The sequence below is a fragment of the Mycolicibacterium sp. XJ2546 genome (assembly GCF_053483195.1).
This window is the reverse complement of record NZ_JBEFRW010000007.1, coordinates 68,321-83,792: the sequence shown is the minus strand read 5'-3', so window position 1 is coordinate 83,792 and position 15,472 is coordinate 68,321. Positions and strand designations below refer to the sequence as shown.

16 protein-coding genes are annotated in these 15,472 nt (G+C 65.4%); 4 read left to right on the top strand and 12 right to left on the bottom strand.

Annotated elements, in window-relative coordinates; genetic code table 11:
* Positions 1-192 precede the first annotated feature (192 nt).
* From deoC to ABQE44_RS13715, 6 genes are all read right to left on the bottom strand, one after another.
* On the bottom strand, positions 193-882 hold the full coding sequence (deoC, locus tag ABQE44_RS13740) for a deoxyribose-phosphate aldolase (RefSeq protein WP_448430318.1): 690 nt from the start codon (positions 880-882) through the stop codon (positions 193-195).
* A gap of 2 nt (positions 883-884) precedes the next feature.
* Entirely contained in the window at positions 885-1,301 is a 417-nt protein-coding gene (locus tag ABQE44_RS13735; RefSeq protein ID WP_448430316.1) for a DUF2599 domain-containing protein, read from the bottom strand.
* Complete coding sequence (locus tag ABQE44_RS13730) at positions 1,301-1,582, bottom strand: DUF2516 family protein (protein WP_448392304.1); 282 nt, start codon at positions 1,580-1,582, stop codon at positions 1,301-1,303. Before ABQE44_RS13730 ends, ABQE44_RS13735 begins: the two co-directional genes overlap by 1 nt.
* Before the next feature lie 48 nt (positions 1,583-1,630).
* Entirely contained in the window at positions 1,631-2,290 is a 660-nt protein-coding gene (locus ABQE44_RS13725) for a heparin-binding hemagglutinin (protein WP_448392305.1), read from the bottom strand.
* A gap of 63 nt (positions 2,291-2,353) precedes the next feature.
* Positions 2,354-2,767, bottom strand: coding sequence for a helix-turn-helix domain-containing protein (locus ABQE44_RS13720; protein WP_448392306.1), 414 nt, complete (start codon positions 2,765-2,767; stop codon positions 2,354-2,356).
* A gap of 90 nt (positions 2,768-2,857) precedes the next feature.
* Positions 2,858-4,198, bottom strand: coding sequence for a DUF445 domain-containing protein (locus ABQE44_RS13715; protein ID WP_448392307.1), 1,341 nt, complete (start codon positions 4,196-4,198; stop codon positions 2,858-2,860).
* A 102-nt stretch (positions 4,199-4,300) separates the two neighbouring features.
* On the opposite strand from ABQE44_RS13715, the gene ABQE44_RS13710 reads away from it, so the two are divergent.
* Complete coding sequence (locus tag ABQE44_RS13710) at positions 4,301-5,017, top strand: TetR/AcrR family transcriptional regulator (RefSeq protein ID WP_448392308.1); 717 nt, start codon at positions 4,301-4,303, stop codon at positions 5,015-5,017.
* A complete protein-coding gene (locus ABQE44_RS13705) occupies positions 5,014-5,850 on the top strand; it encodes a polyphosphate kinase 2 family protein (RefSeq protein ID WP_448430314.1) in 837 nt (278 codons plus the stop codon). Before ABQE44_RS13710 ends, ABQE44_RS13705 begins: the two co-directional genes overlap by 4 nt.
* Positions 5,851-5,924: 74 nt before the next feature.
* Here the strand turns inward: ABQE44_RS13705 and aceA are convergent, their stop codons facing one another.
* Positions 5,925-7,211, bottom strand: a complete 1,287-nt coding sequence (aceA, locus tag ABQE44_RS13700; RefSeq protein ID WP_448392310.1) for an isocitrate lyase — start codon at positions 7,209-7,211, stop codon at positions 5,925-5,927.
* Positions 7,212-7,449: 238 nt separating this feature from the next.
* On the bottom strand, positions 7,450-8,268 hold the full coding sequence (locus ABQE44_RS13695; RefSeq protein ID WP_448392311.1) for an acyl-ACP thioesterase domain-containing protein: 819 nt from the start codon (positions 8,266-8,268) through the stop codon (positions 7,450-7,452).
* 101 nt (positions 8,269-8,369) lie between these two features.
* Here ABQE44_RS13695 and ramB point away from each other — a divergent pair, with 101 nt between their 5' ends.
* Together ramB and ABQE44_RS13685 are read left to right on the top strand one after the other, a co-directional pair.
* Positions 8,370-9,785, top strand: coding sequence for an acetate metabolism transcriptional regulator RamB (gene ramB, locus ABQE44_RS13690; protein ID WP_448392312.1), 1,416 nt, complete (start codon positions 8,370-8,372; stop codon positions 9,783-9,785).
* A 10-nt stretch (positions 9,786-9,795) separates the two neighbouring features.
* Complete coding sequence (locus ABQE44_RS13685; RefSeq protein ID WP_448430312.1) at positions 9,796-10,347, top strand: carboxymuconolactone decarboxylase family protein; 552 nt, start codon at positions 9,796-9,798, stop codon at positions 10,345-10,347.
* A 64-nt stretch (positions 10,348-10,411) separates the two neighbouring features.
* Here ABQE44_RS13685 and ABQE44_RS13680 read toward each other — a convergent pair whose 3' ends face one another.
* From ABQE44_RS13680 to ABQE44_RS13665, 4 genes are read right to left on the bottom strand one after another with little or no spacing between them, the layout of a single operon-like run.
* Entirely contained in the window at positions 10,412-10,681 is a 270-nt protein-coding gene (locus tag ABQE44_RS13680; protein ID WP_448392314.1) for a hypothetical protein, read from the bottom strand.
* Entirely contained in the window at positions 10,678-12,072 is a 1,395-nt protein-coding gene (lpdA, locus tag ABQE44_RS13675; protein WP_448430310.1) for a dihydrolipoyl dehydrogenase, read from the bottom strand. Before lpdA ends, ABQE44_RS13680 begins: the two co-directional genes overlap by 4 nt.
* Before the next feature lie 9 nt (positions 12,073-12,081).
* Entirely contained in the window at positions 12,082-14,994 is a 2,913-nt protein-coding gene (locus tag ABQE44_RS13670; protein ID WP_448430308.1) for an MMPL/RND family transporter, read from the bottom strand.
* A complete protein-coding gene (locus ABQE44_RS13665; protein ID WP_427072687.1) occupies positions 14,991-15,377 on the bottom strand; it encodes an MmpS family transport accessory protein in 387 nt (128 codons plus the stop codon). Before ABQE44_RS13665 ends, ABQE44_RS13670 begins: the two co-directional genes overlap by 4 nt.
* Between the last annotated feature and the right edge of the window lie 95 nt (positions 15,378-15,472).

The window sequence follows — 15,472 nt, the reverse complement described above, 5'->3', positions numbered from 1 at the left end:
GCGGAGGTCGTCGTCGGAGTCGTCGTCTCGGGCGCGCTTTCCTCCTCGCTGGCGCAACCTGCTGTCAACGCTCCCATGGCGATGAGGGCACCCATGCCGAGGACAGCAGCAAGCTGCCTGGGCCGACGATTCAGTTCGGTCATGCGCTGGTCCCATCCTTAGGCAGCAAATTGTTGCTAGCGTAAATAAGCTTCATTGATCGTACTTGATGTCGTCGAGTAGCGCGCGCGTACCGGACAAGCCCAGTCGCTCCGCGCCCGCATCGAGCATCGCGGTGGCATCAGCGGCCGTACGGATCCCTCCGCTGGCCTTCACCTTGACCTTCGGCCCCACCGCCGCGGCCATGGCCGCCACGGCAATCACCGACGCACCGCCCGCCGGGTGGAAACCGGTGGAGGTCTTGACGAACTCCGCACCGGCCTCGGCGGCCGCCACGCAAGTATCGCTGAGCACACCCTTTCCGCCGAGCTCCAGCAACGCTGCGGACTCGACGATCACCTTCAGAAGGACCGATTCGCCGACCGCCGCGCGCACCGCTGCGACGTCGGCGCGCACGGCCGCGAGATCACCGGACACCGCGGCGCCGACGTCGATCACCATGTCGATCTCGTCGGCGCCTGCGGCCACCGCCAGGCGCGCCTCTTCGGCCTTGACGGCCGAGACGTGTTTCCCGGACGGGAACCCCACCACCGCGCAGATCTTCTGGGCACTCGATCGCGTCCGCGCCGCCACCGCGACCATCGACGGGGACACGCACAGCGCGTACACCCCCAACTGTGCGCCCTCATCGGCCAACCGCACGACGTCGGCTTCGGTGGCTTCGGGTTTGAGCAGCGTGTGGTCGACCAGCGCGGCGACGTCCGCGCGACTGTAGTTGCCCACCGTCAGAATGGCTCTTCGGTGCCGCCCGGATTGCAGCCGGCGACGATCATGTCGTCGAAGCTGACCTCGGGTCGCCACGGTTCCAGGTTCCAACTCGCCTTGCCCGGCTCGATGATTTCGGCGTAGTACCAATGACATTCGAACTGCGCCCGCATGCCGGGAAGATCGGCGTCGGGCGACAGCGCCAGCACCTCAGACCACGCCGCGTCAGGGCCGACGGGGCTGGTCAGGCCGGTGGCCTCGCGGCCGGAGTCGGTGGGATAGACCCGCAGGCTCGACAGATCCCCCCACTTCGCCCACTCGGCGTCGTCGACATAGGGCGCAACGGGCACTGCGGGGTCGGCCGACACCGTCGGCGCCAACCCGACGCAGCCCAGCACACCGGCCACCGCGACGGCCAGCGTCAACAGTGGACGCACTACCGGGACTTCCCCTGGACTTCCAGGATCTTGGGCCGCACGTCCACCAGGTAGACGCCGGCGGCCACGGCGGCGATGGCCGTGCCCAAGATGCCGAGCACCAGCGACAGCAGACCCCCGACGCCGAGGATTACCAGCCACACCGGCTTGGTCAGCTTGTCGACGGCCGTGTAGGCGTCGGGACGCTGCATGGCCGCGTGCACGAACGCGTACACCACCGTCACCAACACGGCGATCTGCAAAAAGAAGAGGACGTAACCCACTAGGCCTTCGAGCTGCACGAGCCCAAGCCTATGCGGGTTACGCCCTCTGGGCGAATTTCTCGCGAACTACTTCTGGGTGACCTTCTTGGCCGGAGCCTTCTTGGCCGGTGCCTTCTTGGCCGGCCCCTGCTTCTCGGCCTTCTTGGCCGGAGCCTTCTTGGCGGGGGTCTTCTTGGCCGCCGCCTGCGTCTTCTCCTGGCCCTTCGCGGCGCCCTGTTCGGCCTTCTTCGGTAGCTCGACGCCGACCAGCTTGGCGGCACGCTCACCGACGGCGCGGGTCTGCGCGGCCACGTTGCCCAGCGCGCCCTGGGTCAGCTCGACGGCCTGGTCGGTGTAGCCCTCGACGCGGTCTGCGGCGTCGGAGAAGCCGGACTGGCTGCGCAACCGCTCCAGTGCGACCTCGCCACGCTCGACGAGCTTGTTGTAGGTGCTCTGGGCGGCCTCGGCGTAGGTCTCGGCGAACTTGCGCAGTTCGTCGCTGCTCAGCCGCTCGCGCAGCTCACCGAACTGCGACGGCAGCTCTTCCTGCAGCTTGTTGATGCGCGCACGGCGCTCCTCGGCGGCGCTGCGGGCATCGGTGCGGGCGTCGTCGGCGCGCTCGCGCAGGGTTGCGACGATCTCGTTGACGCGCTCCAGCGCCAGGTCGGCGGCGCCCACCGCAGCGAGCAGCGGAGCCATGAGGTCATCGGCGGTCGGTTGGTTCTTGGCCGGGGTGTTTTTGGCCATCGTCGGTGTTCCTTTCGAAAAGTGGCTTGTCAATGGGGGTGTGGGATGGTCAGTCGGAATGTCTCAATCAGTCGGCTCCTCGTCTGCCTGGGTAGCTTCGGCTTCGTTCTGCTGGCAAAACGACGTGTAGATGTCGAGCAGCACCTGCTTTTGCCGCTCGGTGATCGCCGAGTCGGTGATGATGGCGTCGCGGACGTCGCTGGTCTCGCTCAGCTCGAGAATCCCGGCTCGCACATAGAGCACTTCCGCGGACACGCGCAGCGCCTTGGCGATCTGGTTGAGCACGTCGGCAGAGGGTTTCCGCAATCCCCGCTCGATCTGGCTGAGGTAGGGATTGCTGACACCGGCCTTCTCGGCCAACTGACGCACGGACACCTGTGCAGCCTCACGTTGGGCGCGGATGAAGCTACCGATGTCCTGAGCAGCGCTCTGGGCAGCGCTGGACACGACGACGGCAAGGTTGTCATCCTGCGTCATGCGAGGCCCCCTCGTGCGTTGGGTATCCGAATTGCGACACCACTACCGTACGACGGAGTGCTAACTTTTGCAAGCAGCAGTTAGCGCAGGTCAGAAGAATAGCTGGGCTACGGAATAGATCACCAGGCCCGCCATTGCACCCACCACGGTGCCGTTGATCCGGATGAATTGCAGGTCGCGACCGACGTGTAATTCGATGCGTTTACTGGCCTCGTCAGCGTCCCAGCGCTCGACCGTCTCGGTGATGATCGCGGTGATCTCCACCCCGTACTCGCCGACCAGGTGCGACGCGGCGCGGATGATCCAGCCGTCGACCTTGTCACGCAGTTCGGCGTCGTCGCGCAGGCTGTCCCCGATGTGCACCACCGACTCCGCGATGCGTTCGCGCAGCGCCGAGGACGGGTCGTCGACCGACTCGAGGATGATCCGCTTGGCCGCGGCCCAGGCGGTCTCGGCGGCCCTGGCGACCTCGTCGCGCGCCATGAGCTGTTCCTTGACGTTCTCGGCGCGCTGAATCGTCGTCACGTCGTGCTGCAGGTCGTCGGCGAACTCGAACAAGAACCGGGTGGCCGAGCGGCGCAACTCGTGGTCGGGGTCGCGGCGCACCTTGTCGGTGAAGTCCATCAACTCGCGGTGGATGCGGTCGCCGACGAGATGGTCGATCCACCGCGGCGACCAGGTCGGCGAATCGCGTTCGACGACGCGCTCGATGATCTCGCCGGCGTTCAGCGACCACTGGAAGGCCCGGTCGGCGAGCAGCTGCAGCAGCGCTTCCTGACGGTGCTCGGCGAGCAGCGTGGCCAGCACCCGACCAATCGGCGGACCCCACTGCGGTTCGGCGATGCGTTTGACGATCATCCGGTCGAGCACCTGCTGGACGTCGTCGTCGCGCAGCATTTCTACCAAAACCCTCAGCACCCTGGAGGTTTCGGCGGCGACGCGCTCGGCGTTGGCCGGTTCACACATCCACTTGCCCAGCCGGCCGGCGATCTCGGCGTCGCGCAGTTTGGTCGCCACGACGTCCGGCGACATGAAGTTCTCCCGAACGAAGTTGCCGAGGCCCTCGCCGAGCTGGTCCTTCTTGCGCTTGACGATCGCCGTGTGCGGGATCGGGATGCCCAGTGGGTGCTTGAACAGCGCGGTGACCGCGAACCAGTCTGCCAACGCGCCGATCATGCCGGCCTCCGCGCCGGCGCGGACGTAGCCGACCCAGCCGGGTGCGCCGCGTGACTGCGCCCAGGTGCAGACCAGAAAGATCACCGTGGCGCCGATGAGGAACGACAGCGCGACGACCTTCATCCGACGCAGGCTGCGGCGCCGCTCGGCGTCGGCGACGCTGTCGACACCCGCGAGCGACTCGGCGAAACTGGGGCGATCCCGGGTTACGGCGCGTCGGCCAGCCGCGAGCCCTGGCGCGGGTCTGTGTGCCACCCCACCATCATCCGCTATGACAGCCACGGCGACCCATCGCAGCGCCCGGGACCAAGATCAGCCGTACTATCGAGGGCAACTAGGGAACGGATCCAGGAGAAAGTGACACAGCAGAGCGAAGCCCTTGCGGTCAAGACCGACGGGCGTAAGCGGCGTTGGCATCGACACAAGGTGGAGCGCAGAAACGAGCTGGTCGACGGCACCCTGGAGGCTATCCGGCGCCGCGGAAGCAATGTCAGCATGGATGAGATCGCGGCCGAGATCGGTGTCTCCAAGACGGTGCTGTACCGCTACTTCGTCGATAAGAACGATCTGACCACCGCGGTGATGATGCGGTTCGCGCAGACCACGCTGATCCCGAACATGGCGGCGGCGTTGTCGTCGGACCTCGACGGCTACGAGTTGACCCGGGAAATCATCCGGGTCTACGTCGAGACGGTGGCCGCCGAGCCCGAGCCCTACCAGTTCGTCATGGCGAACAACTCCGCGAGCAAGAGCAAGGCGGTCGCGGCGTCCGAACAGATCATCGCGCGGATGCTGGCGGTGATGTTGCGTCGCCGGATGCTGGCGTTCGGGATGGACGTCGGCGGCGTCGAGCCGTGGGCCTATCACACCGTCGGCGGTGTGCAGTTGGCCACGCACTCGTGGATGAGCGACCGGCGGATGAGTGCCGACGAGCTGATCGACTACCTGACGATGCTGTCCTGGAACGCGCTGTGCGGCATCGTCGAGGTCGGCGGGTCGTTGCAGCGGTTCCGCGAGCAGCCGCACCCGTCCCCCGTGCTGCCCACGCCGCCGTCGCAGCCGCACGACATATGAGCGAAATCCCGGCACTTGTGCGGTTCCGCCCCGGTGTCACGGTCGCCGACGTCGACACCAACGCCACCCCGGGCTTTGTCGGGTCCAAGTCGGATGCCGCGCCGGTGCAGGCGTCGCTCAGCGAGCGGCTGGCCGACCTCCAGGCACTGCTCTACGCCAACTGGAAGGCCAACGACGACCAGCGTTCGGTGCTGCTGGTGCTGCAGGGTATGGACGCCGCGGGCAAGGGTGGCATCGTCAAACACGTTGTGGGAGCGGTCAACCCGATGGGTGTGCGCTACACCGCCTTCGGCAAGCCGACCAAGGAGGAGCTCGCTCACCACTACCTGTGGCGGATTCGGCGGGCGTTGCCGCCGCCGGGGCACATCGGGGTGTTCGACCGGTCTCACTACGAGGACGTGCTGATCGTCCGCGTGCACAACCTGGTGCCGCCGGAGGTGTGGGAGAAGCGCTACGACGAAATCAACGCGTTCGAACGTGAACTCGTAGACGCCGGAACGACTCTGGTCAAGGTCGCGATGTTCATCTCGCTCGACGAGCAGAAGGAGCAACTGCTCGAACGGCTCGAGGATCCGACCAAGTACTGGAAGTACAACCCCGGCGACATCGACGAACGCCTCAAATGGCCGGCGTATCAGGAGGCCTACCAGGTGATGCTGGACCGCACATCGACCGACTACGCGCCGTGGCACGTGCTGCCCTGCGACCGGCGGTGGTACAGCCGGCTGGCCGTCACCGAGCTGATGATCGCGGCGCTGGAAGGACTCGACTTGTCCTGGCCGCCCGCCGATTTCGACATCGAGGCCGAAAAGCGCCGGCTCTTGGACTCCTAGCGCGCCGAGCGCACGGTTGTTGACGCGTCTACTCGACGTTTGCGTGCAACAACCGTGCGCTCGGCGGTACTAGATCAGTGGAACTGGCCCTCTTCGGTGGAGCCCCGCAACGCGGTGGTCGAGCTGTTCGGGTCCACCGTGGTGGCGATCCGGTCGAAGTAACCGGCGCCGACCTCACGCTGGTGCTTGGTCGCGGTGTAACCGCGCTCCTCGGCGGCGAACTCGCGCTCCTGCAGCTCGACGTAGGCGCTCATCTGGTTGCGGGCGTAGCCGTAGGCCAGATCGAACATCGAGTAGTTCAGCGCGTGGAAGCCGGCCAGCGTGATGAACTGGAATTTGAATCCCATTGCGCCAAGCTCTTTTTGGAACCGGGCGATCGTCGCGTCGTCGAGGTGCTTGCGCCAGTTGAACGACGGTGAGCAGTTGTAGGCCAGCATCTGGTCGGGGAACTCGGACTTGACGCCCTCGGCGAACTTACGGGCCAGGTCCAGATCCGGAGTGCCGGTCTCCATCCAGATCAGGTCGGCGTACGGCGCGTAGGCCTTGGCCCGCGCGATGCACGGCTCCAGACCGTTCTTGACCCGGTAGAAGCCCTCCGAAGTGCGCTCCCCGGAGATGAACGGGCGGTCACGCTCGTCGACGTCGGAGGTGATCAGCGTGGCGGCCTCGGCGTCGGTGCGCGCGATGACGACCGTGGGCACGTCGGCGACGTCGGCTGCCAGCCGCGCCGAGGTCAGCGTGCGGATGTGCTGCTGGGTCGGGATGAGCACCTTGCCACCCAGGTGGCCGCACTTCTTCTCCGAGGCCAGCTGGTCCTCCCAGTGCGAACCGGCGACACCGGCGGCGATCATCGCCTTCTGCAGTTCGTAGACGTTGAGCGCACCACCGAAGCCCGCCTCGCCGTCGGCGACGATCGGAGCCAACCAGTTCTCGACGGACGTATCGCCCTCGACCTTGGCGATCTCGTCGGCGCGCAGCAGCGCGTTGTTGATGCGGCGCACCACCTGCGGCACCGAGTTGGCCGGGTACAGGCTCTGGTCCGGGTAGGTGTGACCCGACAGGTTCGCATCCCCGGCGACCTGCCAGCCCGACAGGTAGATGGCCTTCAGGCCGGCACGCACCTGCTGCACGGCCATGTTGCCGGTCAGGGCGCCAAGGGCGTTGACGAACTCCATATCGTGCAGCTGGTTCCACAGCACCTCGGCGCCGCGGCGGGCCAGGGTGTGCTCCTCCACGACGGAGCCCTGCAGCGCTACGACGTCGGCGGCGGAGTACTCCCGGGTGACGTTCTTCCACCGCGGGTTGGTGTCCCAATCCTTCTGGATCTCTTCCGGAGTCCTCGGCTTACCGACCGTTGACATGGTCCCCTCCATATGTGTGAGAGTTGTTAACTATCGAGCGACCTTACGGCCGCAATGATTCGAGCATGCCCTACGTCATAACCGCAGGTCCAGTCGATTCCATTGTCAAGTTCCGTTAACGCCGCGCGATAATTTGCGAAGTTTGCAAATCACATGGGGCACTGAACCGGTTCAGTAGTTACCGATCGGTAACCGATTTCCGCAGGTCAGTACGGACGTACTGTTTGAACGCGCGGGCTCAGAGTTCGAAGATGGCGGCGACGGCTTTGGTCTCGTCGCCGACCGCGTATGTGAGCGTTGTAACAGTGCGATCGGTCAGGTTCGGGCCGAATTGATCGGTCGATCCGGCCGGGTGCACATGCGAGATGATCTCCAGCTTGTCGCCGAGCGCGACGGCGGCGTCGTGTTCGATCGTCACCCGGATCGGCTTGCCCTGCAGTTCGGGCGTGGAGAACAGATGGTCCTCGATGACCGTCCAGTACACCGAGTTGTTCATGTGGTCGAAGATGTCGATGTCGGCCACGCGCACCGGATACTCGCGGATCTGCGTGGCGTCCTCGCGACTGCCCGCCTTCAGGTAGGCCTTCCAGCGCAACCGGTCGACGTCGGTGGTTCGCTGCAGGCCCTCGATGAAGTCGTCGGCGATGCGCGCAGGCCCCTGGGTCTCCCGGTTGATGTTGATCCAGAACGCCTCGGATTCCATTAATCCGCGCCCGCGCTTCCCATCTATGCGTACCCGCATCTCGCACCACCGGTTCGACGTGCCCGAACACCAGCGTCGCAGCCGCAGCATGTCCTGGAACTCGATGGGTTTGATCAGGTCGATCATCGTGCGCCGGACGATCCAGAGCGGATGCGTGGCTTCGTAGCCAAGCTCGCGCAGTTGGTCTGAGCCGATGTCCTGGATATGGCGGGTCGCGGCGTCGAAGCGCAGCCGGCCGTACCGGTCGACGTCGCCGACCCGCAGCGGCCACTGCCTGTCGAAGACGTCGGGGTGCGGGTCGGGCACCGGCATCATCACCTTCGCCAACCCGGTCTTGTCTGCGTCAGCCGCCATGCTCGAGTTCTCCCCTGATTCCGACCCCGCTAAATCCTCCCATAGCGACGAAGTTGCCAACAATGCGAAGACGGACTTCACACCGAGGTTAAGGTGGTGACGTGGCGAAAACGTTCGTCGGTTCGCGGGTCCGTCAACTTCGTAGCGAACGCGGGTTCAGCCAGGCCGCGCTCGCGCAGATGCTCGAGATCTCGCCCAGCTACCTCAACCAGATCGAGCACGACGTGCGGCCGCTGACGGTGGCGGTGCTGCGGCGCATCACCGAGGTGTTCGGAGTGGATGCAACGTTCTTCGCCTCCGAGGACGACACCCGGTTGGTCGCCGAACTGCGCGAGGTCACCATCGACCGCGACGTCGACGTCGACGTCGACCTCACGGAGGTGGCCGACATGGTCAATGCGCATCCGGCCCTGGCCCGCGCGATGGTGAACCTGCACCGGCGCTACCGGTTGACCACCACCCAGTTGGCCGCCGCAACCGAGGACCGCTACTCCGACGGCAGCGGTCGAGGGTCGATCACCATGCCGCACGAGGAAGTCCGCGACTACTTCTACGAGCGACAGAACTACATACACGAACTCGACACCGCTGCAGAGGATTTCACCGTCCGCATGGGAATGCACCGCTCCGAGCTGGGCCGGCAACTTTCCGACAGACTCACCATGGTGCACGGTGTGCACATCGTGCGGCGAAGCGATCTCGGCGACACGGTGCTGCACCGCTTCGATCCGACCACCAGAGCCCTGCAGATCAGCAACCACCTGTCGTCCGGTCAGACGGTGTTCAAGATGGCCACCGAATTGGCCTACCTGGAGTTCGGCCACCTGATCGACAAGCTGGTCGCCGACGGCAAGTTCACCAGCGAGGAGTCCGCGATCCTGGCCCGGCTCGGCCTGGCCAACTACTTCGCGGCCGCAACCGTGTTGCCGTACCGGCATTTCCACGAGGTGGCCGAGAACTTCCGCTATGACGTGGAACGGTTGTCGGCGTACTACTCGGTCTCCTACGAGACCATCGCGCACCGGCTCTCGACGCTGCAGCGGCCGTCGATGCGCGGGGTGCCGTTGTCGTTCGTCCGGGTGGATCGAGCCGGGAACATGTCGAAGCGCCAGTCCGCCACCGGGTTTCACTTTTCATCCAGCGGTGGCACCTGCCCGCTGTGGAACGTCTACGAAACCTTCGCCTACCCGGGCAAGATCATGGTGCAGATCGCGCAGATGCCCGACGGGCGTAACTACCTATGGGTGGCGCGAACCGTCGAGCGCCGCGCTCGGCGCTACGGCCAGCCCGGCAAGACGTTCGCGATCGGGCTGGGCTGCGAGCTGCGGCACGCACACCGGCTGGTCTACTCGGAGGGGCTGGATCTGTCCGGGGACAACGCGACACCGATCGGTGCCGGATGCCGGGTCTGCGAGCGGGACAACTGCCCACAGCGCGCCTTCCCCGCGCTGGGCCGCGCACTGGACCTCGACGAGCACCGCAGCACCGTGTCGCCCTATCTGGTGAAACAGCCCTAGACTCGCTTCGATGAGCGCAATCGAACCCGCGCGCATCGCGCCCGGCGGATTCAAGGAACTCGGCCCGCTCAACTGGGCCATCGCCAAGCTCGGCGCCCGTGCGATCCGGGCGCCGAGGTTCAGCCTGTTCAATGTCCTTGGCCAGCATCGGCTTCTGTTTCTGGCCTGGCTGCCCTACAGCGGAATGCTGCTCGGGCTGTTGAGCAAGCTTCCGGTGAAAGACGCCGAAACCGTCATCCTGCGCGTCGGTCACCTGCGCAATTGCGAGTACGAGTTGCAGCAGCACCGCCGGCTGGCCCGCACCCGCGGCCTCAGCCCGGAGTTACAGGCCAAGATCTTCGAGGGCCCCGACGCCGACGGGCTGACGGACCGTCAGCGCGCGCTCATCACCGCCACCGATGAGTTCGTCGTCACCCGCGGGGTGTCGTCGCAAACCTGGTCGACGTTGGCTCGCCACCTCACCAAACCGCAGCTGATCGAGTTCTGCCTGCTGGCGGCCCAATACGACGGGCTGGCCGCCACGATCACCACACTCAACGTGCCGCTCGACTTCCCCGACTAGTGATTTGGGCGCGCTGACGCCCCGCCAGGGGCCAAAAGCGCGCCGAAATCGCCCGGACTAGAGGCTAGAGGTGGGTGACGCCAAGCACCACCAGCGACAGCAGCACCGGCGAGACCGGCAGGGCGCACAAGAATGCCGCCCGCACCTCGGCCTTGTCTTGATACGCCCGCCAGCCCAGCACGCCACAAACCGCGCCCAGAACGAACGACGCCGCGGCCACCACCAGCACCCAGGTGCTGACCGTGCTGGAGGCGGTGGCAAGGGAGATGCCGGCTAGCCACAGCATGTGGCCGACCACCAGTCCGCCGATGCCGGCGACCCAGATGGCTCTCAAAAGTTGATCATGTGGCCGGCGAGACCGTGGAAGCACTCCTGCAGCGCCTCGGACAGCGTCGGGTGCGTGTGCACGTTGCGGGCCAGCTCGTTGACGGTCAGGTCCCACTTCTGGGCCAGGGTCAGCTCGGGCAGCAGCTCGGAGACGTCGTGTCCGACCAGGTGCCCGCCGAGCAGTTCACCGTACTTGGCGTCCGCGATGATCTTGGCGAAGCCGCTGGGATCACCGAGGCCGTGCGCCTTGGCGTTGGCGGTGAGCGGGAACTTGGCGACCTTGACGTCGTAGCCCTCGTCGCGGGCCTGCTCCTCGGTGAGGCCGAAGCTGGCGACCTGCGGCTGGCAGAACGTTGCCCTCGGCATCATCCGGTAGTCGCCGAGCGCCAAAGTCTCTGCGCCGGCGATGGTTTCGGCGGCCACCACACCCTGTGCCTCGGCGACGTGAGCCAGCTGCAGCAGCCCGGTGACGTCACCGATTGCGTAGATGTGCGGCACGTTGGTGCGCATGTAGTCGTCGATGCCGATCGCCTTGCGCTCGGTGAGGTTGACCCCGGCGGCGTCGAGCCCGTAGCCCTCGACGTTGGGCGCAAAGCCGATGGCCTGCAGCACTTTGTCGGCCTTGAGCTCATCGGACTTGCCGTCCTTGCTGACCTGCACCGTCACCGTCGAGCCGTCATCCCGGATGGACTCCACTTTGGTGCCGGTGAGGACCTTCACGCCCAGCTTCTTGAACTGCTTCTCGATCTCCTTGGAGACCTCGGCGTCCTCGTTGGGCAGCGCGCGCGGCAGGAACTCCACGACCGTCACGTCCACGCCGAAGTTGCGCAGGACGTAGCCGAACTCCATGCCGATCGCGCCGGCACCTGCGATGACGATCGACGACGGCAGCTCGCGCGTCATGATCAGCTCTTCGTAGGTGACGACGTTGTCCGACAGCGACGTGCCCGGCACCAGCCGGGTGCTGGCGCCGGTGGCGATGATGGCGTTGTCGAAGGTGACCGTCTCGTTTTCGCCCTCGTTCAGGTCGACCTCGAGGGTGTTGGCGTCCTTGAACTTCCCGTAACCGTGGATCTCGGTGATCTTGTTCTTCTTCATCAGGAAGTGGATCCCGGTGACGCGGCCGTCGGCGACCTTGCGGCTGCGGTCGAAGGCCACCCCGTAGTCCATGGTGGGCTCACCGCTGATGCCGAACAGCTTGGCTTCCTTGGTGATGATGTGGGCCAGCTCCGCATTGCGCAGCAGCGACTTCGACGGGATGCAGCCGACGTTGAGGCATACCCCGCCCCAGTATTTGGGTTCGACGACTGCGGTGTTCAGCCCGAGTTGGGCGGCGCGAATGGCCGCGACGTATCCGCCGGGGCCGGCTCCGAGAACGACGACGTCATAGTGGGTCACGCCCCCACACTAATGGGCATCGCCGAACGGCCCGCCATGTCCTGCGGGATCGCGCTGGATCGGCTTGGGCCACGGCGCCGGGCGCGGCCGCGGGCGCACCGCCAACGGCCACCAGAACCAGCGGCCGAGCAGGGTGGCCACCGACGGTGTCATCAACCCGCGGATCACGAAGGTGTCGAAGATCAGGCCCAACGCGATCGTGGTTCCGACCTGGCCGATGACGATCAGATCGCTGACCGCCATCGTCGCCATGGTGAACGCGAACACCAGCCCGGCGGCCGTGACCACGGGACCGCTACCGGCCATGGCGCGGATGGTGCCGGTGCGCAGACCGGCGTGGATCTCCTCTTTCATCCGCGACACCAGTAGCAGGTTGTAATCCGCGCCGACCGCCACCAGGACGATGATCGCCATCGGTAGCACCATCCAGTGCAACGGGATCCCGATGACGTGTTGCCACAGCACCACCGACATCCCGAACGCGCTGCCCAGGCTCAGTGCCACCGTGCCGACGATGACCAGGGCGGCGACCAGGGCCCGGGTGATGATCATCATGATGACGAGGATCAACAACAGCGCGGCCGTCACCGCGATCAGCAGGTCGTAGTCGGCGCCTTCCTGCATGTCGTCGAACATCGCCGCGGCACCGCCGACGTAGACCAGGGAGCCCTCCAGCGGTGTCCCCTTGATCGCGGCCGCCGCCGCCTTCTTGAGCGGCTCGATGCGGGAGATGCCCTCCTCGGTCAACGGGTCGCCCTGGTGGATGATCGTGAACCGGACCGCATGACCGTCGGGCGACATCATCAACTCCATGCCGCGCTTAAAGTCCGCGTTGTCGAACGCTTCGGGCGGCACGTAGAACGAGTCGTCGTTGAGCGCTTCGTCGAACGCCTCCCCCATCGCAGAGCTGTCTGCCTGCTGCTCGATGGTCTGGTCCTGCTGCGCCCGCTGCACCTGATACTGGTTCAACATCATCTGGCGCTGGTTCTTCATCGACTGGATCATGCCCGGCATCACCGCGGTCATCTCCAGCGTCAGATCGGCCATCCGGTTGATGTCAGGAACCATGTCCTGGAAGTCGTCGGACATGGTCGCGATGCCGTCCAGGCTGTCGAAGATCGAACGCAGCGACCAGCACACCGGGATGTTGAAACAGTGTGGCTCCCAGTAGAAGTAGTTGCGCAACGGCCGGAAGAAGTCGTCGAAGTCGGCCATGTGATCGCGCACATCCTGCAGGGTCGCCGACGTGTCGCCCATTTTGTCGGCCATGCTGCGCGACACCACCGACAGCTCTTGGGTGATCGCGTTCATCTTCTCCATCGACTCGATGGTGTGGGCCATCTCGTCGGCCTGGGCCAAGATGTTGTCGATGACGCCCTGTTGGTAGTCGTTGGCCATGAGCTGGCCGACGCCCTGCTGGCCGATCATGTACGGGATCGTCGTGTGTTCGATCGGCTTGCCGTCGGGCCGGGTGATGGCCTGCACCTGGGCGACTCCGTCGACTCTTGCCAGCGCCTTCGCGATCTTGTCGATCATCAAGAACCCGGCCGCGTTTCGCAGATCGCGGTCGGTCTCGACCATCAGCACATCCGGGTTCATCCTGGCCTCGGAAAAGTGCCGGGTCGCGGCGGCGTAACCGATGTTGGCCGAGATGTCGTCGGGCAGGTAGAGGCGGTCGTTGTAAGTGGTGTGATAGCCGGGCAGCGCAAGCAGACCCACCATGCAGGCCGCCAACGCGACCACCAGGAACGCCCCCGGCCAGCGGACGGTCGAGGTGCCGACCCGCCGCCACGCCCGGGTGGACGAGTTGCCCTTGGGTTCCAGCAAGTTACCGAAACGGCTGACCACCGAGATCATCGCCGGACCGAACGTCAGGGCCACCGTGATGCCGAACACCATCGCCACGGCCATCGGGTAGCCCATGCTCTCGAAGTAGGGCAGCCGGGTGAACTTCAGGCAGAAGGTGGCGCCCGCGATCGTCAACCCGGATGCCGCAACCACATGCGCGGTCCCATGAAACATGGTGTAGTACGCCGACTCCCGGTCCTCACCGGACCGGCGCGCCTCCTGATACCGGCCCATCAGGAAGATGCCGTAGTCGACCGCCGTGGCGATGGTCAGCGTGACGACCAGGTTGGTGGCGAAGGTTGTGAGGCCAAAGACGTTGTGGTAGCCCAGAAACGCGATCAGCCCGCGGTTGCCCAGCAGACCCATCCCCAGCATGCTGAGCAGCACCAGCGTCGTGACGACGGACCGGTAGATCACCAGCAGCATGACGATGATGACCCCGAAGGTGAGCAGCTCGATGGTGCGCATACTCTTGTCGCCCACCGCATTCTGATCGGTCGTCGTCGCCGCCGCACCGGTCACGTACACGTCGACACCCGGCGGTGTGGGATGCCTGTCGACGATGTCGCGGACGGCCTCCACCGACTCGTTGGCCAATCTCTCGCCCTGATCGCCAACGATGTAGACCTGGGTGTAGGCGGCCTTGCCGTCGACGCTCTGTGCGCCCGCCGCGGTGAACGAGTCAGACCAGAGGTCTTGGACGTACTGCACGTGTTCGGTGTCGGCGCGCAGGTCGGCCACCATCTGCTCATAGAACTCGAGCGCCTCTGCGCCGAGCTTGTTCTCGCCTTCGAGCACGACCATCACCGAGCTGCTGGTGTCGTACTCGTCGAACGTGGTGCCGATGCGCTTCATCGCGATCATCGACGGCGCGTCCTGCGGGCTCATCGACACCGCGCGCTGCTTGCCGACCACCTCCAACTGCGGCACCGTGGTGTTGAGCAGGCCGACGATGACGACCCACGCCAGGATGATCGGCAGCGCGAAGAGTCGGATCAACCGCGGCAGCCACGGCCGTCTCGGGCGCGCGAGCGGGTTCGGAGCCGTCGGCGCGTCGTCAACCGGAACGCTCATGCCGACTTCACCAGACAGAAGGTCTGCGCGTTCATACCGGTGGCGGTGTTCTCGTCTTTGATCTCGTCATCGACGGTGATCCGGCACGTGATGGACGAACCGTCGGTCTGGGCGATGATGTTCGGTGCCACCGAGGGCGCCGTGGTCTCCAATGTCAGTGTCCAGGGCAGGCTTACGGTCCCCGCGCGCACCGGCTTGCCGTCGAGATCGAGATAGTTGACGACGGCGCTGCCCGTACCCAGCACCTCATAGGTCACAACCTTGGGAATGAACTTCTCGGCGGTATCCGCGCCGATCGGCGTCACCAGGACAGGCTCGGAACCGAAAACCGTCCGAAGCTGCGACACCACCAGAACACCCACAGCCACGGCGAGAACGATCATGGTAGGCAGCCAGATACGCCTGATCGTCTTCATCGTCGTTGGCGTCCTTCCGGCTGGGCTAGTCAGAGAAGCTAACGAATTAAGCGGATCAGGTC

Excerpts from the sequence above, each read along its gene's own strand:
- ABQE44_RS13725 (WP_448392305.1), bottom strand. The coding sequence starts at position 2,290 with ATGGCCAAAAACACCCCGGCCAAGAACCAACCGACCGCCGATGACCTC.
- ABQE44_RS13720 (WP_448392306.1), bottom strand. The coding sequence starts at position 2,767 with ATGACGCAGGATGACAACCTTGCCGTCGTCGTGTCCAGCGCTGCCCAG.
- ABQE44_RS13705 (WP_448430314.1), top strand. The coding sequence starts at position 5,014 with ATGAGCGAAATCCCGGCACTTGTGCGGTTCCGCCCCGGTGTCACGGTC.
- aceA (WP_448392310.1), bottom strand. The coding sequence starts at position 7,211 with ATGTCAACGGTCGGTAAGCCGAGGACTCCGGAAGAGATCCAGAAGGAT.
- ABQE44_RS13695 (WP_448392311.1), bottom strand. The coding sequence starts at position 8,268 with ATGGCGGCTGACGCAGACAAGACCGGGTTGGCGAAGGTGATGATGCCG.
- ABQE44_RS13685 (WP_448430312.1), top strand. The coding sequence starts at position 9,796 with ATGAGCGCAATCGAACCCGCGCGCATCGCGCCCGGCGGATTCAAGGAA.
- ABQE44_RS13670 (WP_448430308.1), bottom strand. The coding sequence starts at position 14,994 with ATGAGCGTTCCGGTTGACGACGCGCCGACGGCTCCGAACCCGCTCGCG.
- ABQE44_RS13665 (WP_427072687.1), bottom strand. The coding sequence starts at position 15,377 with ATGATCGTTCTCGCCGTGGCTGTGGGTGTTCTGGTGGTGTCGCAGCTT.